The organism is Pseudomonas triclosanedens (assembly GCF_026686735.1).
GTDB lineage: Bacteria > Pseudomonadota > Gammaproteobacteria > Pseudomonadales > Pseudomonadaceae > Pseudomonas > Pseudomonas triclosanedens.
In genome coordinates, this window is the sequence record NZ_CP113432.1 from 4,797,823 (window position 1) to 4,821,434 (window position 23,612).

General features: G+C 66.5%; 24 protein-coding genes. 12 read left to right on the forward strand and 12 right to left on the reverse strand.

Going from position 1 to position 23,612, the window contains the following annotated elements:
* The first annotated feature begins 202 nt into the window (after window positions 1-202).
* From OU419_RS22220 to rlmF, 4 genes are read left to right on the forward strand one after another with little or no spacing between them, the layout of a single operon-like run.
* Window positions 203-2,032 carry an SLC13 family permease gene (locus tag OU419_RS22220; protein ID WP_254470593.1) on the forward strand — a complete coding sequence of 610 codons (1,830 nt, stop codon included), beginning with the start codon at window positions 203-205 and terminating at the stop codon, window positions 2,030-2,032.
* A gap of 22 nt (window positions 2,033-2,054) precedes the next feature.
* Window positions 2,055-2,351, forward strand: coding sequence for a winged helix-turn-helix domain-containing protein (locus OU419_RS22225; protein WP_254470592.1), 297 nt, complete (start codon window positions 2,055-2,057; stop codon window positions 2,349-2,351).
* A gap of 10 nt (window positions 2,352-2,361) precedes the next feature.
* Window positions 2,362-2,940, forward strand: a complete 579-nt coding sequence (locus tag OU419_RS22230) for a VTT domain-containing protein (protein WP_254470591.1) — start codon at window positions 2,362-2,364, stop codon at window positions 2,938-2,940.
* Between the two features lie 59 nt (window positions 2,941-2,999).
* Window positions 3,000-3,986: a 23S rRNA (adenine(1618)-N(6))-methyltransferase RlmF gene (gene rlmF / locus OU419_RS22235; protein WP_254470590.1), complete on the forward strand. Its 987-nt coding sequence runs from the start codon at window positions 3,000-3,002 to the stop codon at window positions 3,984-3,986.
* Here rlmF and OU419_RS22240 read toward each other — a convergent pair.
* A complete protein-coding gene (locus OU419_RS22240) occupies window positions 3,895-4,284 on the reverse strand; it encodes a hypothetical protein (RefSeq protein WP_254470589.1) in 390 nt (129 codons plus the stop codon). The two genes, rlmF and OU419_RS22240, sit on opposite strands and share 92 nt — an antisense overlap.
* Before the next feature lie 151 nt (window positions 4,285-4,435).
* Window positions 4,436-4,981, reverse strand: coding sequence for a hydrolase (locus tag OU419_RS22245; protein ID WP_254470588.1), 546 nt, complete (start codon window positions 4,979-4,981; stop codon window positions 4,436-4,438).
* Between the two features lie 153 nt (window positions 4,982-5,134).
* Here OU419_RS22245 and OU419_RS22250 point away from each other — a divergent pair, with 153 nt between their 5' ends.
* On the forward strand, window positions 5,135-6,370 hold the full coding sequence (locus tag OU419_RS22250) for a dienelactone hydrolase family protein (protein ID WP_254470587.1): 1,236 nt from the start codon (window positions 5,135-5,137) through the stop codon (window positions 6,368-6,370).
* Window positions 6,371-6,390: 20 nt separating this feature from the next.
* Window positions 6,391-7,209 carry a PA3715 family protein gene (locus OU419_RS22255; RefSeq protein ID WP_254470586.1) on the forward strand — a complete coding sequence of 273 codons (819 nt, stop codon included), beginning with the start codon at window positions 6,391-6,393 and terminating at the stop codon, window positions 7,207-7,209.
* 30 nt (window positions 7,210-7,239) lie between these two features.
* Here the strand turns inward: OU419_RS22255 and OU419_RS22260 are convergent, their stop codons facing one another.
* Window positions 7,240-7,782: a gamma carbonic anhydrase family protein gene (locus OU419_RS22260; RefSeq protein ID WP_254470585.1), complete on the reverse strand. Its 543-nt coding sequence runs from the start codon at window positions 7,780-7,782 to the stop codon at window positions 7,240-7,242.
* Window positions 7,783-7,872: 90 nt separating this feature from the next.
* Here OU419_RS22260 and prlC point away from each other — a divergent pair, with 90 nt between their 5' ends.
* Window positions 7,873-9,918 (forward strand): oligopeptidase A, encoded by a 2,046-nt coding sequence (gene prlC, locus OU419_RS22265; protein ID WP_254470584.1) that lies wholly within the window; start codon window positions 7,873-7,875, stop codon window positions 9,916-9,918.
* Window positions 9,918-10,187 (forward strand): YheV family putative zinc ribbon protein, encoded by a 270-nt coding sequence (locus OU419_RS22270; protein ID WP_254470583.1) that lies wholly within the window; start codon window positions 9,918-9,920, stop codon window positions 10,185-10,187. The genes prlC and OU419_RS22270 overlap by 1 nt, the downstream gene beginning before the upstream one ends.
* A gap of 67 nt (window positions 10,188-10,254) precedes the next feature.
* Here the strand turns inward: OU419_RS22270 and OU419_RS22275 are convergent, their stop codons facing one another.
* The 4 genes from OU419_RS22275 to sbcD form a co-directional block, all read right to left on the reverse strand.
* On the reverse strand, window positions 10,255-10,902 hold the full coding sequence (locus OU419_RS22275; protein WP_268172238.1) for a Dps family protein: 648 nt from the start codon (window positions 10,900-10,902) through the stop codon (window positions 10,255-10,257).
* 146 nt (window positions 10,903-11,048) lie between these two features.
* Window positions 11,049-11,468, reverse strand: a complete 420-nt coding sequence (gene aac(6') / locus OU419_RS22280) for an aminoglycoside 6'-N-acetyltransferase (RefSeq protein WP_408004964.1) — start codon at window positions 11,466-11,468, stop codon at window positions 11,049-11,051.
* Between the two features lie 38 nt (window positions 11,469-11,506).
* Window positions 11,507-14,956: an AAA family ATPase gene (locus OU419_RS22285; protein ID WP_254470581.1), complete on the reverse strand. Its 3,450-nt coding sequence runs from the start codon at window positions 14,954-14,956 to the stop codon at window positions 11,507-11,509.
* Window positions 14,953-16,173: an exonuclease subunit SbcD gene (gene sbcD, locus OU419_RS22290; RefSeq protein WP_254470580.1), complete on the reverse strand. Its 1,221-nt coding sequence runs from the start codon at window positions 16,171-16,173 to the stop codon at window positions 14,953-14,955. The genes OU419_RS22285 and sbcD overlap by 4 nt, the downstream gene beginning before the upstream one ends.
* A gap of 133 nt (window positions 16,174-16,306) precedes the next feature.
* Between sbcD and OU419_RS22295 the strand changes: the two genes are divergently transcribed.
* From OU419_RS22295 to OU419_RS22305, 3 genes are all read left to right on the forward strand, one after another.
* Window positions 16,307-17,671 (forward strand): TAXI family TRAP transporter solute-binding subunit, encoded by a 1,365-nt coding sequence (locus OU419_RS22295; RefSeq protein WP_254470579.1) that lies wholly within the window; start codon window positions 16,307-16,309, stop codon window positions 17,669-17,671.
* Between the two features lie 118 nt (window positions 17,672-17,789).
* A complete protein-coding gene (gene yejK, locus OU419_RS22300) occupies window positions 17,790-18,797 on the forward strand; it encodes a nucleoid-associated protein YejK (RefSeq protein ID WP_254470578.1) in 1,008 nt (335 codons plus the stop codon).
* Between the two features lie 127 nt (window positions 18,798-18,924).
* Window positions 18,925-19,158 (forward strand): DUF4344 domain-containing metallopeptidase, encoded by a 234-nt coding sequence (locus tag OU419_RS22305; RefSeq protein ID WP_254470577.1) that lies wholly within the window; start codon window positions 18,925-18,927, stop codon window positions 19,156-19,158.
* Here the strand turns inward: OU419_RS22305 and OU419_RS22310 are convergent.
* From OU419_RS22310 to OU419_RS22325, 4 genes are all read right to left on the reverse strand, one after another.
* Entirely contained in the window at window positions 19,139-20,074 is a 936-nt protein-coding gene (locus tag OU419_RS22310; protein WP_254470576.1) for a glutathione S-transferase family protein, read from the reverse strand. The two genes, OU419_RS22305 and OU419_RS22310, sit on opposite strands and share 20 nt — an antisense overlap.
* 63 nt (window positions 20,075-20,137) lie before the next feature.
* Window positions 20,138-20,440 (reverse strand): GIY-YIG nuclease family protein, encoded by a 303-nt coding sequence (locus OU419_RS22315; protein WP_254470575.1) that lies wholly within the window; start codon window positions 20,438-20,440, stop codon window positions 20,138-20,140.
* Window positions 20,437-21,138, reverse strand: a complete 702-nt coding sequence (locus OU419_RS22320; protein ID WP_254470883.1) for a glutathione S-transferase C-terminal domain-containing protein — start codon at window positions 21,136-21,138, stop codon at window positions 20,437-20,439. The genes OU419_RS22315 and OU419_RS22320 overlap by 4 nt, the downstream gene beginning before the upstream one ends.
* 73 nt (window positions 21,139-21,211) lie before the next feature.
* Window positions 21,212-21,694 carry a nuclear transport factor 2 family protein gene (locus OU419_RS22325; RefSeq protein ID WP_254470574.1) on the reverse strand — a complete coding sequence of 161 codons (483 nt, stop codon included), beginning with the start codon at window positions 21,692-21,694 and terminating at the stop codon, window positions 21,212-21,214.
* Between the two features lie 112 nt (window positions 21,695-21,806).
* On the opposite strand from OU419_RS22325, the gene OU419_RS22330 reads away from it, so the two are divergent.
* On the forward strand, window positions 21,807-22,790 hold the full coding sequence (locus OU419_RS22330; RefSeq protein ID WP_254470573.1) for a GlxA family transcriptional regulator: 984 nt from the start codon (window positions 21,807-21,809) through the stop codon (window positions 22,788-22,790).
* Between the two features lie 94 nt (window positions 22,791-22,884).
* On the opposite strand, the gene pcsA is transcribed toward OU419_RS22330, so the two are convergent.
* Window positions 22,885-23,601: a phosphatidylcholine synthase gene (pcsA, locus tag OU419_RS22335; RefSeq protein WP_254470572.1), complete on the reverse strand. Its 717-nt coding sequence runs from the start codon at window positions 23,599-23,601 to the stop codon at window positions 22,885-22,887.
* Window positions 23,602-23,612: the final 11 nt, after the last annotated feature.

Sequence of the window (23,612 nt, forward strand, 5' to 3'; positions counted from 1 at the left end):
TCAAGGCATTGTGTCCCTCGCCCGGGCACAATGCCGGCCGCTCTCAGAGCCTGTTTGCAATCTTGCGAGCTAGAGCAGAACAAGGCAGAAACAGGCGAGGATGCGGAGTTTACGAACTGTAAATGAGCAATCCGAGCCTGTTTTAACGCAGCTATGCCGACGCGCAACAGATCGTAAACAGGCTCTTCAGCTAGGGAAACGCATGAGCCTGCAACTGATCTGGGTCCTGTTCCTGCTCGCCACCGCCGTGGCGTTGTTCGTCGTCAACCGGCCGCGCATGGATGTCGTCGCGCTGCTGGTGATGGTCGCCCTGCCGCTGTCCGGGGTGCTCAGCGTCCAGGAATCGCTGGCCGGCTTCGCCGACCCGAACGTGATACTGATCGCCGCGCTGTTCGTCATCGGCGAGGCCCTGGTGCGCACCGGGGTCGCCTTCCGTATCGGCGAATGGCTGACACGCCGCGCCGGCGCCAGCGAAACCCGCCTGCTGGTGCTGCTGATGCTCGCGGTGGCAGGGCTGGGCTCGGTGATGAGCTCCACCGGGGTGGTCGCCATCTTCATTCCCGTGGTGCTGAGCATCGCCGCGCGCCTGCATGTCTCCCCTCGCCGGCTGATGATGCCGCTGAGCTTCGCCGGCCTTATCAGCGGCATGCTTACCCTGGTCGCCACCGCGCCGAACGTCGTGGTGCACAGCGAACTGGTGCGCGAAGGTGCCGAGGGCTTCAGCTTCTTCAGCTTCACGCCCTTCGGCCTGGTCGTGCTCGCCCTGGGGGTCGGCTACATGCTCGTGGCGCGCCGCTGGCTGGGCGGTGATGACGACGAGGCCGGCCATAACGCCAAGCGCCGGACCTTCCGCGACCTGATCCGCGACTATCAGTTGGCGGGCCGCGAACGCCGCCTGCGCATCCGCAACGATTCGCAACTGGTGGGCATGAGCCTGGGCGATGTCGAACTGCGTGCCCGCGCCGGCACCAATGTGGTGGCCATCGAACGCATGACCCACTTCCGCCTGAAGATCCTCGGCCCCGGCGCCAACGTCGTCCTGCACGCCGGCGACGTGCTGCTGGTGGACATCTACGGCGAGCGCAGCGACCTGCTCGGCATGTACCACGAATACGGCCTGGAGCCACTGAGCCTGCAGGGCGACTACTTCACCGAGCGCGCCCACGAAGTGGGGCTGGCCGAAGTGACGCTGCCGCCGGAATCCGCGCTGCTGGGCAAGAGCGTGCTGGAACTGGGCTTCCGCAGCCAGTACGGGCTCAACGTCGTGGGTCTGCGACGCAACCGCGAGGCATTGGTGGAGGGAATGCTGGACGCGAAGCTGAAGGTCGGCGACACGCTGCTGGTGATCGGCGCCTGGAAGGATATCCGCCAGTTGCAGACCCGCGGCCGCGACTTCCTGGTACTCAGCCTGCCGGCGGAAGTGGACGAAGCGGCGCCCGCCATCAGCCAGGCCCCGCACGCACTGTTCAGCCTCGCGGTGATGGTGATCCTGATGGTCAGCGGCCTAGTGCCCAACGTCATGGCCGCGCTGATCGCCTGCCTGCTGATGGGCGCGTTCCGCTGCATCGACATGGACAGCGCCTACCGTTCCATCCACTGGCAGAGCCTGCTGCTGATCGTCGGCATGCTGCCCTTCGCCCTCGCCCTGCAGAAGACCGGCGGTATCGACCTGGCCGTCAACGGCCTGGTCAGCCTGCTGGGCGACGCCGGCCCCCATGCCATCCTCGCCTGCCTGTTCCTGCTCACCGCACTGACCGGGCTGTTCATCTCCAACACCGCCACCGCCGTGCTGATGGCTCCGGTGGCCATCGCCACCGCCAAGGCGCTCGGCGCATCGCCACAGCCCTTCGCAATGATCGTGGCGCTGGCCGCCTCGGCCGCCTTCATGACCCCGATTTCCTCGCCGGTGAACACCCTGGTGCTGGGGCCGGGACGGTATCGCTTCGGCGATTTCGTCAAGGTTGGCGTACCCTTCACGATTCTGGTGATGATCGTCAGCGTTCTGCTGGTACCCTGGCTATTGCCGCTGTAGCAGCCCAACAAGGAATGTCTCGATGGAAGTGAGCAAGACCAAAAGCAGTTTCTACCGCCGCCTTTACGTCGCCTGGCTGATCGACAGCGGCGCCGCCACCAGCGTTCCGGCCCTGATGGACGCCACCGGCATGCCACGGCGCACCGCCCAGGACACCCTGGCTGCGCTGGCCGACCTGGATATCGACTGCGCCTTCGAGCAGCACGATGGCGAGCGCAACAACGCCGGGCACTACCGCATCCGCGACTGGGGCGCCATCGATCCACGCTGGATCGCCGCACACCTTTCGCAGATCAAGGGCGTTCTGCAGTATCCCTGAGCACAACCACATGCCTTCGCCCTTCCCACTGCTGTGGCGCTTCCGCCGCCTGATCGTCCTGGCCGCCTTCGCCTGCGTGCTGGTGGCGTTCTATCGCGCCAGCGGACTGCACCAGGAGTTCAGCTTCGACTACCTGCGCAACGAACTGCAGGACAACCGCCTCAGCGGCCTGCTGCTGTTCGTCCTGCTGTTCGCCCTGGGCAACCTGCTGCACATTCCCGGCCTGCTGTTCCTCGCCGCCGCGGTGGTCACCCTGGGCAAGCTGTGGGGCGGCCTGATCACCTATGTCGCGGCACTGGTCTCCTGCGGCTTCACCTTCCTGGTAGTACGTGCGCTGGGCGGCAACGGCCTGCGCCTGCTCAACAATCGCCTGACCCGCGCGGTGTTCAGCCATCTCGACCTGCGCCCGGCCAGCAGCGTGTTCCTCCTGCGCCTGGCCTTCATCACCTCGCCGACGCTCAACTACAGCCTGGCGCTCTCCGGCATCGGTTTCGCGCCCTATATGCTCGGCACCCTGCTCGGCCTGCCGCTGCCCCTGCTGCTGTGCTGCCTGCTGTTCGACCAACTGGCGGACGTGCTGCTCGGCTGAGGCGCAGCCCGCCCAACTGTGGGAAAATCGCCGCCCGCCTTCCAGCTTCGCCGTCCGCCATGCCCAAGCCCCCGAAACGCCCCGCCGCCAAACCCGCCACCGCGCTGCGCGACCCCGCCGCCAAGCGGCCGAACCTGCTGCACCCGCGCAACCGGCACCAGGGCCACTACGACTTCCCGGCACTGATCGACAGCAGCCCGGAGCTGCGGCGCTTCGTCATTACCAACCCCTATGGCAAACCGAGCATCGACTTCGCCAACCCGGACGCAGTACGCGTGTTCAACCGTGCGCTGCTCAAGATGCAGTACGGCATCGCCCAGTGGGACATCCCCGCCGGCTTCCTCTGCCCACCGATTCCCGGCCGCGCCGACTACCTGCACTACCTGGCCGACCTGCTCGCCGAGGAGAATGGCGGCAACGTGCCGCGCGGACCGGATGTACGCGTGCTGGACATCGGCGTCGGCGCCAACTGCATCTACCCGCTGATCGGCCATCGCGACTACGGCTGGAGCTTCCTCGGCTCAGACATCGAGCCAGCCGCCCTGGCCTCCGCCCGCGCCATCCTCAACGGCAATCCGGGCCTGAACGAAGCCATCGAACTGCGCCTGCAGCACGACCCGCGGCACATCTTCCACGGCCTGCTCGGCACCGATGAACGTTTCGACGCAACGCTGTGCAACCCGCCCTTCCACGCCTCGCCGGACGAAGCCAGCAGCGGCAGCCGGCGCAAGTGGAAGAACCTCGGCAAGCTCGACCCATCGCGCAAACTGCCCACGCTCAACTTCGGCGGGCAAAGCAACGAGCTGTGGTGCGAAGGCGGAGAAATCGCCTTCCTGCGCAAGCTGGCGGCGGAAAGCGCGGAAGTGGGTGAGCAGGTGCGCTGGTTCAGCTCGCTGGTGTCCAAGGCCGGCAACCTCGACGAATTCCGCCGTGCACTGAAGAAGGCCGGCGCCATCACCATCCGCACCGTGGACATGGCCCAGGGGCAGAAGCAGAGCCGCTTCGTCGCCTGGACCTTCCTGGAGCCCGAACACCGCCGCCGCTGATGCGCTGGCGGCCCAGCAGCAGATAGACCAGCGCAGCCACCAACAGCGTGACGCCCGCGCTGGAATGCCGGGCCAGCAGCGCCGCCAGGAACGGCGCCGACAGCGCCAGCATGACCCAGCCGGCCTGCAGCGCGCTCTGCCCTTCGATACCGATGAAACGCCCCGGCATCAGCACGATCAGCACGACATAAGCGAACGCGGGCGATGCCGCCACAAGCTGCACGCCAACGAATCGCCAGCGCGCGAACAGCGGCAGTTCCAGCAACGGGCGCTCGAGGACGATGAACAGCGCCAGCAAAACCAGGCTCGCTGGCCGGGCATACGGTGCACCGGGGCAGCTTCCATGCGTTGTGGCCCGCGGGGCGGCGCATGCCGCTGAAGCTGCGGGTACTCCTCGATGTTCTCGGCGGGCGCCTGTTCGTCACCCGCTGAAGAACGCCGACCAACATTCAGCGAATGAACTGCCTGCTGATCTCGCGGAAGGACTCGGTCCCGGCTCGCTCCAGCCACTCGAAGGCAACCATCTCCCGCGAGACGATCACCGCGCCGGCCTGGCGCATGCGTTTGAGCGCCAGCGCCTTGTCGCGCGGCTGGCGGGACCCCACCGCCTCCTCCACCACGAACACCTCGCGGTCTTCCGCAAGCAACCCGAGCACAGTCTGCAACACGCAGACGTGCGCCTCGGTTCCGCCCACCACGAACTGCCGGCGCTCGCCACCGGGCATCTGCAACAGGCCGGGGTCGGCGACAGCGGAAAAGGCGATCTTCTCCAGCACCTCGGCCTCTGCCAGTCCGTCGCGCAATGCCGGCAGGGTCGGCCCCAGGCCCTTGGGATACTGTTCGGTGGCCAGCACCGGCACGCCCAGGCGGCGAGCGATGGCCAGCAACCAGGCGCTGTGTTCGAGAACCGACTCATTGTCGTGAATGGCCGGGAACAGGCGTTCCTGGATATCGATGATCAACAGCGTCGAGAGCTGGGCGCGCAGCTGCGTCATGGGCTTCCTCCTTGCGTTCGAAGCCGAGTTGTGGCCTCCCGGCGGCGCACTGTCAACCGCCATCGCACCATCGACCACTTGGCAGGCGGCGCGCCAGCACGCACCCTATGCGGCGCCAGAACAACACCACAACGAGCCTGGAGACAGACAAACATGGGCAAGAGCATCAGCATCGCCGCGCGTGACGGCAGTGGCAGCTTCAGCGGTTATCTCGCCGTACCGGCCAGCGGGCACGGCCCCGGCGTGGTGATCGGCCAGGAAATCTTCGGCGTCAACGCCAACATGCGCAGCATCGCCGACAGCTATGCCGAGGAAGGTTACGTGGCACTGGTGCCCGACCTGTTCTGGCGCCTGCAGCCAAACCTGGAACTGGGCTACAGCGAGGCCGAATTCGGCCAGGCTATCGAGCTGTTCCAGCGCTTCGACGTGGACAAGGGCGTGGACGACATCGCCGCCGCAATGGACGCCCTGCGCGCCTTCCCGGAAGTCGCCGATCGCGGTATCGGCTATGTCGGCTTCTGCCTGGGCGGCAAGCTCGCCTACCTCACCGCCGCGCGCACCGACGCCGCCTGTTCGGTGGGCTACTACGGCATGGGCATCGAGCACCTGCTCGACGAGGCGCAGAACATCCGGGGCCGCCTGGTGCTGCACTTCGCCGAGCAGGATGTCTACTGCGACGCCAACGCCCGCGCTGCCATCGGCGAGGTCCTGGGCAAACTGCCGAAGGCGGAAATCTACAGCTATCCCGGCGTCGACCATGCCTTCGCACGGCCCAACGGCATGCACTTCGACAAGCCCGCCGCGCTGATGGCCCATGAGCGCAGCATCGGCGCGCTCAAGCGCGAGATCGGCCCGGACTTCGACCTGTCGAAGCTGTGGGAAGACCACATTCACCATGAATTCGCCGCCCGCGACGTCCCCGCCACGATGGCCACGATGGTCGCCCAGCCCTACGTCAACCATATTCCCACCATGACCGGCGGTGTCGGCCAGGATGAACTGGCGCGCTTCTACCGCAACCACTTCGTCCACGGCAATCCGCCGGACATGAAGCTGGTGCCGATCTCCCGCACCGTCGGCGCGCTGCAGGTAGTGGACGAGTTCGTCATGTGCTTCACCCACAGCACCGAAATCGACTGGATGCTTCCCGGCGTGCCGCCTACCGGCAAGTACGTGGAAATCCCCATGCTCGGCGTGATCCGCTTCCGTGGCGACAAGCTGTGCCACGAACACATCTACTGGGACCAGGCCAGCGTGCTGGTGCAGATCGGCTTGCTCGACCCCGCCGGACTGCCGGTGGCCGGCGTGGAGACAGCGAAGAAGCTGCTCGACGAGAGCCTTGTCTCGAACACCCTGATGAACCGATGGAAGGACAGCGAAGGCCGCTGAGCCCCACACAGGAGCAACCGATGCACCCCATAGGGAAATGGACCTGCGCCGCCCTGCTGGCCCTCGCCGCCAGCGGTGCCGGCGCGGCGCAACGCACGCAGCAGCCGTGCGCCGGCGAGACCTTGCAGGCGCTGGCGAAGCTGCTCGGCCAGACGGGCTGGCAGGCGCCGGAGTCCGGCGCGGCGACGCCGGTGGTCGCCGCCGCCTGCAAACCCTGGCCGGACGACCCGGCTCTGCAAGTGGTCGCCGTCGCCTATACCGAGGCCGGCGACAGCGCCGAGCCCGGCGAACGCGGCCTGAGCCTGCTGGTAGGACAACTGGACAGCACCAGCGGCACGCTGCGTACCCGTTTCGACGGCAGCATCGAAGAAGACGCGATGGTCGAGATCGATAGCGCCAGCCTGTGGATCGATACCGCGCGCTATCGCCTGGCGCCGGACGTGCGCGGCTTCGGCCTGATCATCGGCAGCGTGGCGCGCGGCGCGAGCTGCCCGGACGCCTGGTCCTACGACGACTTCAGCCTCTACGCGCCCCAGGGCGACAGGCTCAACGAGGTGTTCCGCACCTATCTGCGGCAATGGACGACGCTGGAAGGCGTGGTCTGCGGCACCGGCGGACGTGTCGTGATCGAGCGCTCGCAACTCACCCTGGCGATGGGCAACGACAGCCACCACGGCTTCGCCGACCTGGTCGTCAGTTCGAAGGTGCAGCGCGAGGAGCAGGGCGAGGACATCGGCGCGGCGAAAACCGTGCGCACCACCGTCAGCTACGACGGCAAGCGCTACCCGTTCGAGGAGTTCTCCACCTTCTGGCAGAGCCAGCCGCCAGGCGAGCACTGATTCGCCGAGCGGCTGTTCCGGACGGAACGGCTACTGCTCATAGCCCTCGGCGATGTGCTGGTCCTTGAGCTTCACGTAGTTGCCGGCGGTATAGCCGAAGAAGGCGCGCTCCTTGTCGGTCAGCGGGCGGGCCTTCTTCACCGGGCTGCCGACGTAGAGGAAGCCGCTTTCCAGTACCTTGCCCGGCGGCACCAGGCTGCCGGCGCCGAGGATCACCTCGTCCTCGATCACCGCGCCGTCCATCACGATGGAGCCCATGCCCACCAGGATGCGGCTGCCGATGGTGCAGCCGTGCAGCAGCACCTTGTGGCCGATGGTCACCTCGTCGCCGATGGTCAGCGGGAAGCCATCCGGGTTGAACGGCCCGGCATGGGTGATGTGCAGCACGCTGCCGTCCTGCACGCTGGTACGCGCGCCGATGCGGATCCGGTGCATGTCGCCGCGAATGGTGACCAGCGGCCACACCGAGCTGTCGGCGCCGATCTCCACGTCGCCGATGACCACGGCGCTGGCGTCGACGAACACGCGCTCGCCCAGCGCTGGCGTTTTGCCCTGATAGGTTCTAATCGTCACGATAACTGCTCTCCCAACGTAAGCATCAAGCTGCGTGCCGGCCAGATTGTATTTAAGATGGCCGAGTGTTTCTTCAACCAAGGTGCCACCGTGAGCGCGAATCCTCTTCTGCAGAGCTATGACCTGCCGCCCTTCTCGTCCATCCGCCCGGAACACGTGAAGCCGGCCATCGAGCAGATCCTCGCCGACAACCGCGCCGCCATCGCGCGCATCCTCGCCCAGCAGAACGGCACCCCGACCTGGGCCGGGCTGGTGCTGGCGATGGACGAGCTGCACGACCGCCTGGGCAAGGCCTGGAGCCCGGTCAGCCACCTCAACGCCGTGTGCAACAGCGCCGAGCTGCGCGAAGCCTACGAAGGCTGCCTGCCGCTGCTGTCCGCCTACTGGACCGAACTGGGCCAGAACCGCGAGCTGTTCAAGGCTTACGAATCGCTGGCCGCAAGCCCCGAGGCGGCGAATTTCGATATCGCCCAGAGGACCATCCTCGAACACGCCCTGCGCGACTTCCGCCTGTCGGGTATCGACCTGCCGGCCGATCAGCAGCAGCGCTACGCCCAGATCCAGACGCGCCTGTCCGAGCTGGGCAGCCGCTTCTCCAACCAGTTGCTGGACGCCACCCAGGCGTGGACCAAGCACATCACCGACGAAGCCGCGCTGGCGGGCCTGACCGACTCGGCCAAGGCGCAGATGCAGGCCGCCGCCCAAGCCAAGGAGCTGGACGGCTGGCTGATCACCCTGGAATTCCCCAGCTACTACGCGGTGATGACCTACGCGCAAGACCGCGCGCTGCGCGAAGAAGTCTACGCCGCCTACTGCACCCGTGCCTCCGACCAGGGCCCCAACGCCGGGCAGAACGACAATGGCCCGGTGATGCAGGAAATCCTCGACCTTCGCCAGGAACTGTCACGACTGCTGGGCTTCAAGAACTTCGCCGAGCTGTCGCTGGCCACCAAGATGGCCGAGTCGCCCGGGCAGGTCCTGCACTTCCTCCGCGACCTGGCCGTGCGCAGCAAGCCGTTCGCCGCACAGGATCTCGCGCAGCTCAAGGCCTACGCCGCCGAACAGGGCTGCCCGGACCTGTCGAGCTGGGATGCCAGCTACTACGGCGAGAAGCTGCGCGAAGCGCGCTACAGCGTCTCCCAGGAGGCCCTGCGCGCCTACTTCCCGATCGACAAAGTGCTCTCCGGCCTGTTCGCCATCGTGCAGAAGCTCTACGGCATCCAGATCCGCGAGCTGAGCGACTTCGAGCGCTGGCACCCGGACGTTCGCCTGTTCGAGATCGAGGAAAACGGCCAGCACGTCGGCCGCTTCTACTTCGACCTCTACGCCCGCGCCAACAAGCGTGGCGGCGCCTGGATGGACGGCGCGCGCGACCGTCGCCGCACCGCGGGCGGCGAGTTGCAGGCGCCGGTGGCCTACCTGGTGTGCAACTTCACCCCGGCGGTGAATGGCAAGCCGGCGCTGCTGACTCACGATGAAGTCACCACCCTGTTCCATGAATTCGGCCACGGCCTGCACCACCTGCTCACCCGCGTCGAACACGCCGGCGCCTCCGGCATCAATGGCGTGGCCTGGGATGCCGTCGAACTGCCCAGCCAGTTCATGGAGAACTGGTGCTGGGAGCCGGACGGCCTCGCGCTGATTTCCGGCCACTTCGAGACCGGAGCGCCGCTGCCGCAGGACCTCCTGGAAAAAATGCTCGCCGCAAAGAACTTCCAGTCCGGCCTGATGATGGTCCGCCAACTGGAGTTCTCGCTGTTCGATTTCGAGCTGCATGCCACCCACGGCGACGGCCGCAGCGTCCTCGACGTACTGGAAAGCGTGCGCGATGAAGTCGCGGTGATGCGTCCGCCGGCGTACAACCGTTTCGCCAACAGCTTCGCGCACATTTTCGCCGGCGGTTACGCAGCCGGTTACTACAGCTACAAGTGGGCCGAGGTGCTGTCCGCCGACGCCTTCTCGCGCTTCGAGGAAGAAGGTGTGCTCAACCCGGCGACCGGCGCCGCGTTCCGCGAGGCGATCCTGGCCAAGGGCGGCTCCCAGGAGCCGATGGCGCTGTTCGTGGCCTTCCGTGGCCGCGAGCCGTCCATCGACGCACTGCTGCGCCACTCGGGCCTTTCCGAGGAGGCAGCGTGATGAGCGAAGTGAAGAAGCGCTTCATCGCCGGAGCGGTATGCCCAGCGTGCAGCGAGCAGGACAAGATCGTCATGTGGGAAGAGGACGGTGTGCCGCATCGCGAATGCGTGGCCTGCGGCTATGTCGACACCCTCAACGCGCAGGGCCAGTCGGTGCCCAGGGAGTTGCCCACCCGGGTGAATGACAGCGCGCTGAAAAAGCCCGCCGACCCGAAGGTCCAGAGCGTGCAGTTCTTCCCCAACCCAAAGCTGAAGAAGCCTCAGGAATAGAACCACGCACCCCATGAAAAAGGCCGTTTCCCCGGAAGGAGAAACGGCCTTTTTCATGGGCGGGAAATCAGTGCCCGGTATTGTCGCCGCGACGGCTGGTCTCGAAGAGGAACCAGGTGCGCTGCTCAGTCTCGTCGATCCAGTTTTCGATCAGGCTGGCGGTGGCGATGTCGTGGTACTCGTCGCACAGGTCATGGACCTCGCGCATGTAGGAGGTCAGCGATTTGTTGTCCTCCTGCAGCTCGGCCAGCATGTCCAGCGGCTGCACGAACTCGGCGTCGTTGTCGAGGATGCGCTTGTCACGGGCGATGTGGCCGATGGAGCGAATGGTGTTGCCGCCGATCTTGCGGGTGCGTTCGGCGATGGCGTCGGTCATCGCGAAGATTTCGGTGGCGTGGTCGTCCAGCAGCAGGTGGTAGTCGCGGAAATGCGGACCGCTGACATGCCAGTGGAAGTTCTTGGTCTTCAGGTACAGCGCGAAGACGTCGGCAAGCAGACGGTTGAGCGCTGCGGAAAGATCTCGCGTGGCGTCCTTGCTCAGGTCCGAAGGAGTAGCCAGGGCCGGTGCGCGACGCGCAGCGGGCTTGGCGGCGGGTTTGCTGGCTGCCGCCTTTGCGGCCGGCTTGGCAGCGGGTTTGGCGACCGCTTTCGCAGCCGGCTTCGCTGCGGGTTTTGCCGCGGCAGGCTTCTTCGGAGCCGATGCGGATTTCTTCATCACAAATCACCTCTACGAAAGATCACAGTACCTGTGGGTGCCTTCCCGTACGGGATGTGGCTGGCTAACGCGGTTTTGAGCCTATATCGCTCAGCGTCGATTGCAAGTCGACATCAATGGCCGGCAGGCGTTCCCCATGACCCGGATCAATCGTCCAGCGCCTTGCGGAAGAACACCACGCGCTCGGTCTCGACAAATCCCAGCGCCCGGTGCAAGGCATGGCTCGCATGGTTGTCGAGCGCCGCATCGGAGGCGAAATCCAGACAGCCGCGCGCAACGCCCCACGCCTGCACCGCGCGGACCAATGCCTTGGCGATACCTTGCCGGCGCGCCCGCTCGGCCACGTAGATGCCTTCCAGATACAGCACCGGCGAATGCTCGGTGCCGTTCACGTAATCGGTGCGCACCGCCGCCTCCACCAGCCCCAGCGCGGCACCGGAGCGGTCGCGGGCGAGAAAGGCGCAGTAGCGCTGCGGCTGGGCGAGGATGTCCGCGGCATCGTCGCGGAACTGCGCCGCGTGATCCCCCGGCCACAGTGCCAGGCGCAGGGCGATCCAGTCATGCATGTCGGCTGCCGCCGCGTGTCGTACCTGCAGTTGGTCCATCAGTTCTTCTCCGGAGTGAAACGGAAACGTGCATCCAGTTCGCTGTAGCCCATGCCCACGCCCTTGCGCACCTTCAACTGCACTGGAATGCGCTCCTTGAGCGCTTCCACATGGCTGATCACGCCGATGGTCTTGCCGCTGGCGTTGAGGCTGTCGAGGGCATCGAGCGCCACCTCCAGCGTCTCGCCATCGAGCGTGCCGAAGCCTTCGTCGAGGAACAGCGAGTCGATGCTGGTCTTGTGGCTGACCAGGTCGGAAAGTGCCAGCGCCAGTGCAAGGCTGACCAGGAAACTCTCGCCGCCGGACAGCGTCTTGCAATCGCGCGCGGTGTCGCCCTGCCATGTGTCGATCACCTCCAGCTCCAGTTCGCCGTCATCGCGCCGTGCCAACTGGTAACGGCCATGCAGGCGTTGCAACTGGCGGTTGGCAAGATGCACCAGGTGATCGAGGGTCAGGCCCTGGGCGAAGCGCCGGTAGCGCGCGCCATCGGCGGACCCCACCAGACTGTTCAGGCGTTGCCAGATATCGTGTTCTTCTTCCTGCTGGCGGATCTCCTCGAACAGGCTCTGCTGACTGGCGCGGCGAGCATCGTCGCCCTGCAGTTGAGCGCGGATTTCGCCCTGGCGCTGGCCCAGCTCACGCAGTTCGGCGTTGAGGCTCAGCAACTGCTGGCTCAGTTCCTCCAGCGACAGCTCGCCATGCGGTTCGGCTTGCAGGCGCTCGACATCCTGCAACGCCGCCGCACGTAGGGTCACGGCTTCGGTAATGGCGTTCTCCAGGCGCTGCTTGAGTGCGCCGAGTTCGCTGCGTTGGGTGTCGTCCAGCAGTGCCGCGAGATAAGCGGCCTCGTCGGCGAACGGGCTCTGCACCAACGCCTGCTGCCAGGCGGCCAGACATTGCGCAAGGCGCACCTGCTCCTGTTCTAGGCGTTGCAGCAGGGTTTGCTCGCTCCCCAGCAAGGCGTCGGCCTGGCGCTGCGCGGTGCTCAGCCGGGATTCAGCGGAGAGCAGCGCCGCCTGCGGATCGTCGCCTGCCGGCAGCTCCGCCAGTGCCTTGAAGCCGGCCGCCTGCCAGCGCTGTTGCCACTGCTGCGCGAGGTCACGGGCCATCGTCGCGGCCTGGGCCGCATCACGCTCGGCGTCGGCCAGTTGCTGGCGCAGTTGCTGATCCTGCTGCCAGCCCTGCCACTCCGACGTGCGCTCGGCCAGCCACTGCTCGCTGTCGTCCGGTAGCGTGTAGCCCAACCCGGAGAGTGCATCGGCCAGCGCTTGCTCCTGTTGCTGCAACTCGGCGCGCTGGGCGACAAGCTGCTGCGCGCGCTCGTCCTGACGCTGCCGGGCGAACTGCTGCTCGCCCTCGAACAGTGCCAGTTGCTGGGTTGCCTCGCTGTGCGCGCGCTCAGCATCGACCCGCGCCTGAAGCGCATCCTGCACTTGCGTCTTGTGCGTTTCCAGCGCAGCCAGTTGCTGCTGCAAACCGACCAGCTCCAGCTCGTGGCGCTGGCGCTCGGCTGCCAGTTGCGCCTCATCCGCCATTGCCAGGTTCAGCATCACGCACTGCTGCTGCCAGGCGTCCTGCTGCTGGCGCAGCGTGGCCTCGCTTTCGTCGAGCTGTCGCTGGCCCTGGAGAATCCTCGCATCCAGTTCAGCCAGCTCGCCGCGCAGGGCAATGCCCTGGGCCTCCAGTTCCGCCAGCGACTGCCGGCTGCGTTCCAGCGCCGCCTGAGTCGAGGACACATCCAGCGCCTGGTACGCGGCCACCGCCGGGTGCTCGTGGGAGCCGCACAGCGGGCACGCCTCACCCGGCTGCAATTGCGCGCGCCAGTGTTCGAGCTGGTGAATGCGCTGCTCCTGCTGCAAGAGCCTCTCCTTGTCGGCGACCTGCTGCTGCACCGACTTGTAGCGCTCACGCAAGGCGACGATGGCGCCATCGCGCTCGCCTTTGCGCTGTCGCAGCGTGGCGAGTTCCGGCTGCCAGCGAGCGACCTGCGCAACAGCCTGGGAACGTTCCCGGGCGATCTGCTCCAGGCGATCGAAACCACGCGCCAGCGTCTGCATCTGCTGCGTGCGCTCACGCAGTTGCGCCTCGGTCGCCCCGGCCAGCAGACCATCGAGCGACTGACGGCATTCGGCTTCGTGCCGCCGTGCATCGCCCAGCCGCCGCTCACAGGCGCCGACAGCGGCGAGCAGCGTCGCGCGACGCGCTTCGGCATCGCCCAACGCTCCCACGGCCAGCTCGGACTGGCGCTGGCCCTCGGCGATACTCGCAGCCAGGCGGTCGCGCTGGACGAACTGCGCGCGCCAGCCGCCGAGCAGCTCACCCAGCCGGGCACGCTGCGGCTGCCGGGCAAGGCGCGCCTCCAGTGCCTGGCGCTGTTCGCCCAGCGCACTCGACTCGGCCTGGCGGGCGTCGCTCAAGCGCTGCGCCGACTGCCTGGCGCCCCACAGCGCCTCGGCGATCTGCCGCCGCGCAAGAGCCTGCTGGGTGCGGTTGTCCTCCAGCGCGGCGAGGTCTTGCGCCACGTCGTCCTGGCTGGCGCGCCAGGCCTGATGCAGCGGCTGCAGGCGAGCGGCGGGTTCGCTGGCGGCCAGGCGCTGCAGGTCGGGCTGGGCATCGGCGAGCGCCTGGCGGGCTTCGCCCTCCCTTTCAGCAGCCTGTCGAGCCAGCAGCTCGGCACGTTCGAGGTCTTCGCGCCAGCGGCGCTGGGCTTGCAGAGTGATCTGCCGGCCCTGCAGCGAGGCTTCCTGGAGCACCGCCTGCCGCGCCTGTTCTTCCAGGGCCTCGCGCTGCTCATTGCCGAGCAGCTCGAAACCCTCGGCGCGTGCACGCAACTGGTCGAGCGCGCTGCGCACCTCACGGGTGCGCTCGAATACGCGCCGGGAAATAAGCCCGTAGATCTCCGTGCCGGTGAGTTCCTCCAGCAACTCGGCGCGCTGGTTGGCACTGGCTTCGAGGAACGCAGCGAAGCCTCCCTGGGCGAGCAGCATGGATTTGGTGAAGCGCTCGAAATCGAGTCCGGTGAGAGTCTCGGTGTACTTGAGCTTGTCGTTGATCCTTTCGGTGACGATCTTGCCTTCGCCCGTGGCGCGGTCGATCCGCACCAGTTCCACCTTCGGCGCCTGCAACGCGCCGTCGGCCTTGTCACGGGCGCGACGCTGGCTCCAGAAAGCACGGTAGGGCTGGCCCTTCACCTCGAACTCCACCTCGGCAAGGCAGTCGGCGGTGTGCCGGGTCATCAGCTCGTTGCCACTCTGCGACAGCACGCTCATGCGCGGTGTGCGGTGGTAAAGCGCGAGACAGATGGCGTCGAGCAGCGTGGTCTTGCCAGCGCCGGTGGGGCCGGTGATGGCGAACAGGCCATTGCCGGCGAAGGGCTCGGCTGTGAAATCGATCTTCCACTCGCCCTTGAGCGAGTTGAGGTTCTTCAGTCGCAGGCTGAGGATTCTCACGGGCGCTCCTCCTGCAGTTCGCTGACCACTTGCCGGTACAGCCCGGTCAGCCGTTCGCGCAACGGCGCCTCCAGATCCTCGGCATCCAGGCGCTGGCGGAACACGTCTTCCGGGCTGAGCTCGTCCAGCGTCTCCTTCGTCTGGCTGAACAGCGAGGCCTGCGCCGTGCCGCGTTCGCGGCGGGTGCGCAGGACGATGGCAGGCAGCGCTTCGCAAAGTTTCTCGACGCGCAACTGGATGTCGCTGAGGTAGTCGTCGGTATGCACCAGCACCTCCAGCCATACCGGCCGCTCGGTGCTGCCATCGCGGGCTGCGCGCTCCAGTTCGGCGGGCAGGCTGGCAAGGCTGCCGGATACCGATTTCATCGGCTGGAAACACGGCACCGGCAGCGCGGTGATACCACGCAGGCCGCTGTCATCCAGGTCCACCAGCAGCACTTCCTTGCCCTGGGTTGCCTCGTCGAAACTCAGCGCGATGGGCGAGCCGCTGTAGCGAATGTGCTCCAGCCCCGCCACTTTCTGGGGTCGATGGATGTGTCCCAGGGCGATGTAGTCAGCCGGCGGGAATGCACTGGTCGGGAAGGCTTCGAGGCTGCCGACGTAGATTTCCCGCACCGATTCGCTGGCGCTGGCGCCAACGGTGGTCAGGTGCCCGGTGGCGATTATCGGCAGGTGCCGTCCCAGGGCCGCACGCTGTGCCTCGGCACGCTCGAAGAGCTGCCGATAATGCGCCTGGATCGCCTGTTGCAGCGCCAGTTGCTTGTCCTGCGCGCTCTGCCCGGCCTGGCTGGTGAGCACATCGCGCGGGCGGATGAACGGGATCGCGCAGAGGATGGCGCCGGGCTGGCCGTCACGTTGCGCAAGCACCAGTAACTGCGCATCGAGATCGGCCCCGACGGCTGCGATCACCTGGGTATCCAGGCACGCCAGCAAACCACGGGATTCCTCCAGCATGGCCACAGAGTCATGGTTGCCACCGAGCACCACCAGCCGCGCACCGGTCTCGCGCAAATCGACAATGAAGCGGTTGTACTGCTCGCGGGCGTAGCTGGGCGGTGCGCCGGTGTCGAACACGTCGCCGGCGATGATCACCGCGTCCACCTCGCGTTCGCGTACCTGCTCGATCAGCCAGGCACAGAACGCCTGATGCTCGGCCTCGCGGCTCTTGCCCATGAAGTGCTGGCCCAGGTGCCAGTCGGAGGTGTGGAGAATGCGCATGCCGATGAAATCCGAAGCCGTGTGCCAAAGGCAGGGATGATAGCGGCTTCCGCCCCGCCCCGGCGGATTCGCCGGCCACGCACGCGCAGGCTGGCTATCTTTTCAGGAATGCAGGTTTCAACAAGGACTCCCCATGCAACGCCTTATCAACATGCTCAAGGACCTCGCCATCCTGGTGCGCGCCAACCTCTGGCTGGTGCCGGTGCTGGCTGCGCTGGTGGCGGCGGTCTTCTACTTCGTCGCACCGCCTCCGCCGATGAGCGCAACCATCGCCACCGGCGCGCCGGGCGGCGGCTACGCGGTATTCGCCGAACGCCTGAAGGAGGAACTGGCCAGGCAGGGCTTCGAGCTGAAGCTGGTGCGAACCGCAGGCTCGAAGCAGAACCTCGACAAGCTTCTGGACGGCAGCGACGGCGTGGACATCGGGCTGGTGCAGAGCGGCCAGGAGCAGCAACTGGAACCGGCCCAGCGCGCCCGCCTGCACAGCCTGGGAGCGATGTTCCAGGAGCCGCTGTGGCTGTTCCAGCGCCGCGAGGTGAACATCGACCGTGTCGCCGACCTGCTGCCGCTGCGGCTGGCCATCGGCACGCCAGGCAGCGGCACCGGGGCGGTGACCGAGGCGATCCTCAAGGCCAACGGCATCCCCGGCGAGTCGCTGCCGGCGACCTGGCAGGCGCGCGGCGGCAACGCGGTGGCCAACGAGCTGCTGGCCGGCGAGCTTGACGCGGCGTTCTTCGTCGGCCCGGCGGAGAACCCGCTGATCCAGCGCCTGGCGGCCAGCCCGGAACTGAAGCTGGCAGGCTTCCGCCGCGCCCATGCCTACGAGGCGCGGATTCCGTTCCTCAAGCGGGTGGAGGTCAGCGAAGGGCTGCTGAACCTGGCACAGAACGTCCCCGAGCAGGACTTGGCGACGCTCTCGCCGGTGGCCACGTTGGTCATCAACGACGACTTCCACCCGGCGCTGACGCCCCTGATCCTCGAAGCCGCCCGCGAAGTGATGAAAGGCGGCACGCTGCTCGACCCGCCGGGCGCCTTCCCCAGTGCCGAGCCGCGCACCCTGACGCTACAAAGCGACGCCGAGCGCTACTACAAGAGCGGCCTGCCGTTGCTGCAACGCTTCCTGCCGTTCCGTATCGCCTCGCTGGCCGACCGCTACATCATCCTGCTGATCCCCTTCATCGCCATACTCATCCCGCTGATGAAGTCCATCGGGCCACTGTATCGCTGGCGCATCCGCGCGCGTATCTACCGCTGGTACCGCTACCTGCGCGAGATCGACCGGCGCCTGGACGAGTGCACCGGCAGCGCCGAACTGAGCACGGAAATCGAACGCCTGGAGCAACTGGAGGCGGAACTGGCCAAGGTCGAGGTGCCGCTGTCGTACTACAACGAGCTGTACGAACTGCACCTGCACCTGAACTACGTGATCCGCCGCCTGCGCCAGCTACGGCGCAACCGCCGCGAGCGCGACGAGGGGCCGCTGCCAGTGGCGGACTGATCGGTGTCGCGCATCCCATCGCCGGGTCGGGTAAACTCTGGCGTTTTCCAATCCTCCGCCCGCCCCGCCGCCGCTTCGATGCAGGCGGCGCGGCCGGCACTGAACTTCCGGGTCCGCCATGCCGATTCGCCACGCCATCGTCCACCTGATCGACAAGAAGCCCGACGGCAACCCCGCCACGCTGCACGCGCGGCAAGCCGAGCTGGGCGACTCCCAGGCCATCGAGAACCTCATGGCCGACCTCAACGAAAGCTACAACGCCAAGCCGAACAAAGCCTGGGGCCTGTTCCAGGGTGAGTCGGGCGCCTACCCGTTCAGTGGCTGGCTGACCGAGTACCTGGATGGCGGGAAGGATTTCGTCGGTTTCTCGGTGCAGGCGGTGGAGCACCTGAAAACGCTGATGGAAGAATCCAACCTCTCCACCGGCGGCCACGTGCTGTTCTGCCACTACCAGCAGGGCATGACCGACTACCTGGCCATCGCCCTGCTGCACCACAGCGAGGGCGTGGCGGTGACCGAGTCGCTGGAAGTCACCCCGTCGCGCCACCTCGACCTGGGCCAGTTGCACATGGCCGCACGGATCAACATTTCCGAGTGGCGCAACAACAAGACGTCCAAGCAATACATCTCGTTCATCAAGGGCAAGGGCGGCAAGAAGGTTTCGGACTACTTCCGCGACTTCATCGGCTGCACCGAGGGCGTCGACGGCCCGAGCGAAACCCGCACCCTGCTCAAGGCGTTCAGCGACTTCGTGGAGAGCGAGGACCTGCCCGAAGAACAGGCCCGCGAGAAGACCGACGTGCTGGTGGACTACGCCACCAGCCAGGCGAAGATCGGCGAGCCGATGGCCCTGGACGCACTCTCTGAGCTGATGGACGACCAGGCGCCGCGCGCCTTCTACGACTACATCCGCAACAAGGACTACGGCCTGTCGCCGGAAATCCCGGCGGACAAGCGCACCCTCAACCAGTTCCGCCGCTTCACCGGCCGCGCCGAAGGGCTGTCGATCAGCTTCGAAGCGCACCTGCTGGGCAGCAAGGTGGAGTACGACGAGGAACGCGACATGCTGATCATCCGCGGCCTGCCGACCCAGTTGCACGACCAGCTCAAGCGCCGCAAGAACTGACGGCCACTGAAATGAATAAGCCCATCGTCCGATGGGCTTTTTTGTGGGTACAGGCGGTTCGCGAACACGCTCGTTCCTGACAGGTGAAGATCTTCGCAGGATAAGTGGAGCGCAGCGATGCCCATCGATGCATCTGGTCAACAGCGTCTTCCACGAGTTCCGCCCACCTCGGCCGCTCACGCTGCGGCTGGTCACCTGCGGCGCACCGGATGCCTGGTACAACAGCAACAGCGGGGAAATGGCGCTCTGCTACGCGCGCCTGCAGCATTTCAGGGAGATGGCCGAGAACCTGCCGCGCCTGCGTACACCGGTGACGCGGCAGTGCCCCGGGCCTGCCGGGTTCAGGCCGGGCGGATGCTGAACCCCAGCCGTGGGAAGTGCACGTGGACAGTACCGGCCCGCGGGTCTTCGCGGCGCAGGATCAGGCTCTCGCGGCCGGCATGCAGCAACTCGCCGTGCACCGGGTCGCAACCGTAGTCGGTTGCGGCGATCACCACGTGCTGGCCGGGCTGGAAGCCATTGGGATCGGCGAACGCCTCGTCCGGCAATGCCGCCGGCTGGCTGTCGCGGGCAACGGCAATGGCGTCTTCCGCGCTCATCGGGCTCGCTGCGCCGTGGCCGAAGCCCAGCACGCGGTCGAGCCAGGCACTCAGCGCCGGATAGTCGTCCACCAGCGGCGCGGTGACAGGCGTGCCCTTGAGGAACCACAGGCAGTGGGCCAGGGAGATGTCAGCGACGGAAGGTTCGCCGAACAGGTAGTCGCCCTCTTCGCGGCCCAGTTGCTCTTCCAGGCGCGCCGCATAGACCGGCCACTGGTGCTTCGCCTGCTCCGCCGGCAGCTTGCTCGTGGTGCCGCCGCTGAAAAGCCGGCTGCGGTCGGCGACGAACGCCTTGAGGAACTCCGGCGGCAGCTTGCCGAAGCGCAGGGCGATGGACTCGGGCTGGAACACCAGGCTGACGGCATGCTGGAAGATCACCGAGTCTGCCCATTGGGAGAAGGCCGCGACGGTGAATTCCCGGCCCTCGGGGAACAGCGCCGGAACGGCCTTTTCCTGCTCAAGGCGGCGGGCGATCAGCGCCGTGTCGCAGTAGACGTCGGCACCGACCTGCAGCACCGGTGTCTTGCGGTAGCCGCCGGTCAGGGCCATCAGATCCGGCTTGGGCATCACCGGAGGAATGGTCACCGAACGCCAGGAAAGCTGCTTGAAGCCCAGCATCAGGCGCGCCTTTTCGGCGAAGGGCGAGGTCGGATAGTGGTGCAGGATCAACTCGGACATCACGGGCTCCAAGGGCCGGAGAGTGGACCGGCAGCTTAACCCGCGCGAAGGCGGCGGCCTACCTCATCTCCCGGATAGGGCGACATCCACGGCACTGATGGCCGAACTGTCATGTACCAGGCGCTCCTTGGCCTTCTTGGTCAGCGCCTTGATCGCCCGCTCGCGGCGCAGGGCGTCGCCCTTGCCGGGGCAGGCCTCGACATAGACCAGCGCCTGTGCCGGACTGGAGTGGAAGAAGCGCGCACCACGGCCGGACCGATGGGTTTCGAAGCGCCGCTGCGGGTCATCGCTGATGCCGCAATAGAGCGCGCCATTTTCGGCGCGCACCAGGTAGACGAACCAGGGCTTGGCGGTTGCGGCGGTCACGAAGCCCAGACCCGGGCCTGCATGCGCTCGCAGTAGGCCACAAGACGCTCGTAGCTGCGCGCCATGTCGTTGAGCGGGGTTTCCAGCGTGCTCAACACCAGGTTGGCGAGCACTCCGTAGGCAGCCGCGTCGGCGCTGCAGGGCTGGGCGCCGCCGTAGTACGGCAGGTCGCCGAGCATCCCGTCCAGCGCTTCGAGGTCGTCACGGGCAAAACTCAGCAGTTCGTCGCGACTGTGACGCATCAGCCCGCGGCCCTTGAGGTCGCCACGGATCTTGCGCTGCATGACGACACCCGCCACCGGCCGCAACGGCGCGGGAATGCCGCGGAACATCACGTCCTTGACCTGGCGGAAGCCCGGCTCGTCGAGCCAGCGGAAGTACACCAGCAACGGCACCAGATGCTCGTCGCACAGGCGAGTGATCGACACAGCCCAGCCACGGCCACGGGCGTCGAGCCCGGCGTCGAGGTCGAATTCGTAGTACTGCTGCAGCGTGCGCATGATGATCGCTGTGTCGGCGATGGGCTTGCCGTCGAGCGTCACGAACGGCAGCTTGCCCTTCGGACCTTTGCGCGGATCCTGGACGTGCTTGACCTGATACTCCAGCCCGGCCAGGCGCAGGAAGGTCTCCAGCTTCAGGCAAAAGGGGCTGACGTTCGGCACGTTGAAGGCGGGCGGGAACTGGAAAAGAGTGATCATGGCGGCGTCCTGCTCGGAGTCGCCTGTCATTTAAGCCTATCCGTCCCTCGCGAGCGAGCCCGGCAGCATGCCATCAGGCCTTCGCCTCCCGTTGTGCGCGGTAGCTCGCGAGCCCGCTGGCGGCTTGCGCACGAATCGCGGCCTGCACCGGAGGCGCCCAGCCCAGCAGCATTCCCCTGGCTCCGAGGGCCTGGCGCGACCATGCCCACAGGTCGAACGAGTCGACGTGCCGGCAGATCAGGCCGTCGCGGAATTCGAATTGTGCCTGGATGTGATTGACCACCCGCCGCCCGGTCCGGGTGAAGGTGTAGGACGCCACCCAGCGCGCGCGGCCACGGTCTCCGTCGGCCTCGATGCTGGCATAACTCAGCGAGAAATCCTTGGCGCGGCTGCTGAGCATGCGCCACATGTCGCCGATCTGTGCGCCCTGCAGAGCGGGGAACACCGGGTCGCTGAACTGCGCGTCGGCGCTGTAGCAGGCGGCCATGCACTCGCCATCGAGGCGCTGGAAAGCCTGGTAGAAGCGTTCTATGAGCTGGGCGTTCGGATGGGTCATGGTGGCGCTCGTGCGCAAGGGTGGAGCGCAGTATCGATGGCGCCACGACTGGACACGATTGGCAATATCGACAAAATTATGATCGATATCGCCAACATTGCAATGAGACGCCATGTTCAGGATAGCCCTGTTCGTCTGCCCGCAAACCCTGTGTTCGAGCCTTGGCCTGGCGATGGACGCCTTCCATCTGGCAAACCGGCTCGCCGGCCGGCGGCTGTTCGAGGTGCACCGTGTCAGCGCCAGTGGCGCGGCGGTGGAGCTTTCCTTCGGCCGCATCGAAGTGGAAGGCGACCTGCAACTCGCCGAACAGTGCGACCTGCTGCTGATTCCCGCCACCGGGTCCGACGTCGCCGCCACCATCGCCGCCAACCAGCCCCTGCTCGCCTGGCTACGCCGCAGCCCGCCGCGCGTCCAATTGGGCAGCCTGTGCAGCAGCGCCTTCCTGCTGGCCGAGGCCGGCGTGCTGGATGGCCGCCGCGCCACCACTCACTGGGCGCTGGAAGAGACCTTCCGGGAACGTTATCCACAGGTAGAGCTGGATATCGACGCCCTGTGCACCGACGACGGCGGCCGCCTCTGCTCCGGCGGCGCGCAGGCCGGGCTGGACCTGTGCCTGTATCTGATAGAACGCCACGCCGGCGCGGCGCTGGCACGGCGCGCCGCGGCCACCCTGGTATTCGAGCATGGCCGTGGCCGCCAGCGACGCTTCACGCCGCTGCTGCCCGACCCGCTGCCCGAGGGTTCGCCGCTGGCGCCGCTGCTGGAGTGGCTGGACGACAACTACGCCCAGCCGTTCGACCTGTCGGCCCTGGCACAACGCGTGCACTGCTCGACGCGGACTTTGCTGCGGCGCTTCCGCGAACAGTTGGGAATGACGCCCAACGATTATGTGCAGCGCCTGCGCATCGCCTCGGCGCAGGAGGCGCTGGGCGATCCGGCGCGCTCGCTGGAGCGCATCGCCAGCGACATCGGCTATGCCGACCGGGCGAGCTTTGCACGGCTGTTCAAGCAACTCTGCGGGGAGACGCCGGGCGCGTTCAGGCAAAGGCTGTTGGGGCGGCAGGCGCAGGAGATCCGAAAGGGTGCAGTAGCGTAATGCGATACCCATGCGGCTCGTGTGCACGGCTATCGATGGGTATCGCTTCGCTCCCCGCCATTCTGGATGGATGACGACCGCGAATCCGGGACGATCAGTGGAACCATTCCATCGCCGTGCGCCAGACGCAGACGCCGACGAAGTAGGCCGACGCGGCGAACCACAGGCCAAGCAGCCAGGGCTGGTCGACCGGCTGCTGGAGGATCAGCAGTGCGCTGCTGAACATCCAGACGAAGGTGACGGCGATATTCAGCGGCATGAACTGGCGGACGCGGAACGGGTGCAGGAACTTCATCCGGGTCAGCGTCAGCGCCGCCAGCACCAGCACAGTGACGAAGCTCACCCAGGGGTTAAGGGCCAGCACGTAGAAGTACACCGCAACGACGTTCCAGGCCGCCGGGAAGCCGACGAAATAGTTGTCCTTGCTCTTCATGTTGACGTTGCAGAAGCAGAACAGCGAGGACACCAGGATCACCCCCACCGCGAGCAGTTCGGTGTGTACCGGCAACGGCACGTAGCGGTAGATGAAGATGGCGGGAATGAAGACATAGGTGAGGTAGTCGATCACCAGGTCGAGAGTAGAGCCGTCGAAGTGCGGCAGCACCGCCTTGACGTCGAACTTGCGCGCCAGGGTGCCGTCCAGCCCATCTACCAGCAGCGCAACGCCCAGCCACAGCAGGCAGGCCTGGGGGCGGTTGTCCACCAGCGCCAGTAGCGCCAGCAGCGCGAGAATGACACCGCTGGAGGTCACCGCATGGGCGCTCCAGGCCTTGGCTTTGCTCAGGTTCAATGGCGATAGGATCAGGTTCACGTCGGCTCTCT

Bases quoted from the DNA above. Each gene is read 5' to 3' on its own strand.
- OU419_RS22220 (WP_254470593.1), top strand. From the start codon at position 203: ATGAGCCTGCAACTGATCTGGGTCCTGTTCCTGCTCGCCACCGCCGTG.
- OU419_RS22225 (WP_254470592.1), top strand. From the start codon at position 2,055: ATGGAAGTGAGCAAGACCAAAAGCAGTTTCTACCGCCGCCTTTACGTC.
- OU419_RS22230 (WP_254470591.1), top strand. From the start codon at position 2,362: ATGCCTTCGCCCTTCCCACTGCTGTGGCGCTTCCGCCGCCTGATCGTC.
- rlmF (WP_254470590.1), top strand. From the start codon at position 3,000: ATGCCCAAGCCCCCGAAACGCCCCGCCGCCAAACCCGCCACCGCGCTG.
- OU419_RS22245 (WP_254470588.1), bottom strand. From the start codon at position 4,981: ATGACGCAGCTGCGCGCCCAGCTCTCGACGCTGTTGATCATCGATATC.
- OU419_RS22250 (WP_254470587.1), top strand. From the start codon at position 5,135: ATGGGCAAGAGCATCAGCATCGCCGCGCGTGACGGCAGTGGCAGCTTC.
- OU419_RS22255 (WP_254470586.1), top strand. From the start codon at position 6,391: ATGCACCCCATAGGGAAATGGACCTGCGCCGCCCTGCTGGCCCTCGCC.
- OU419_RS22270 (WP_254470583.1), top strand. From the start codon at position 9,918: ATGAGCGAAGTGAAGAAGCGCTTCATCGCCGGAGCGGTATGCCCAGCG.
- OU419_RS22275 (WP_268172238.1), bottom strand. From the start codon at position 10,902: ATGAAGAAATCCGCATCGGCTCCGAAGAAGCCTGCCGCGGCAAAACCC.
- sbcD (WP_254470580.1), bottom strand. From the start codon at position 16,173: ATGCGCATTCTCCACACCTCCGACTGGCACCTGGGCCAGCACTTCATG.
- OU419_RS22295 (WP_254470579.1), top strand. From the start codon at position 16,307: ATGCAACGCCTTATCAACATGCTCAAGGACCTCGCCATCCTGGTGCGC.
- yejK (WP_254470578.1), top strand. From the start codon at position 17,790: ATGCCGATTCGCCACGCCATCGTCCACCTGATCGACAAGAAGCCCGAC.
- OU419_RS22305 (WP_254470577.1), top strand. From the start codon at position 18,925: ATGCATCTGGTCAACAGCGTCTTCCACGAGTTCCGCCCACCTCGGCCG.
- OU419_RS22310 (WP_254470576.1), bottom strand. From the start codon at position 20,074: ATGTCCGAGTTGATCCTGCACCACTATCCGACCTCGCCCTTCGCCGAA.
- OU419_RS22320 (WP_254470883.1), bottom strand. From the start codon at position 21,138: ATGATCACTCTTTTCCAGTTCCCGCCCGCCTTCAACGTGCCGAACGTC.
- OU419_RS22325 (WP_254470574.1), bottom strand. From the start codon at position 21,694: ATGACCCATCCGAACGCCCAGCTCATAGAACGCTTCTACCAGGCTTTC.
- OU419_RS22330 (WP_254470573.1), top strand. From the start codon at position 21,807: ATGTTCAGGATAGCCCTGTTCGTCTGCCCGCAAACCCTGTGTTCGAGC.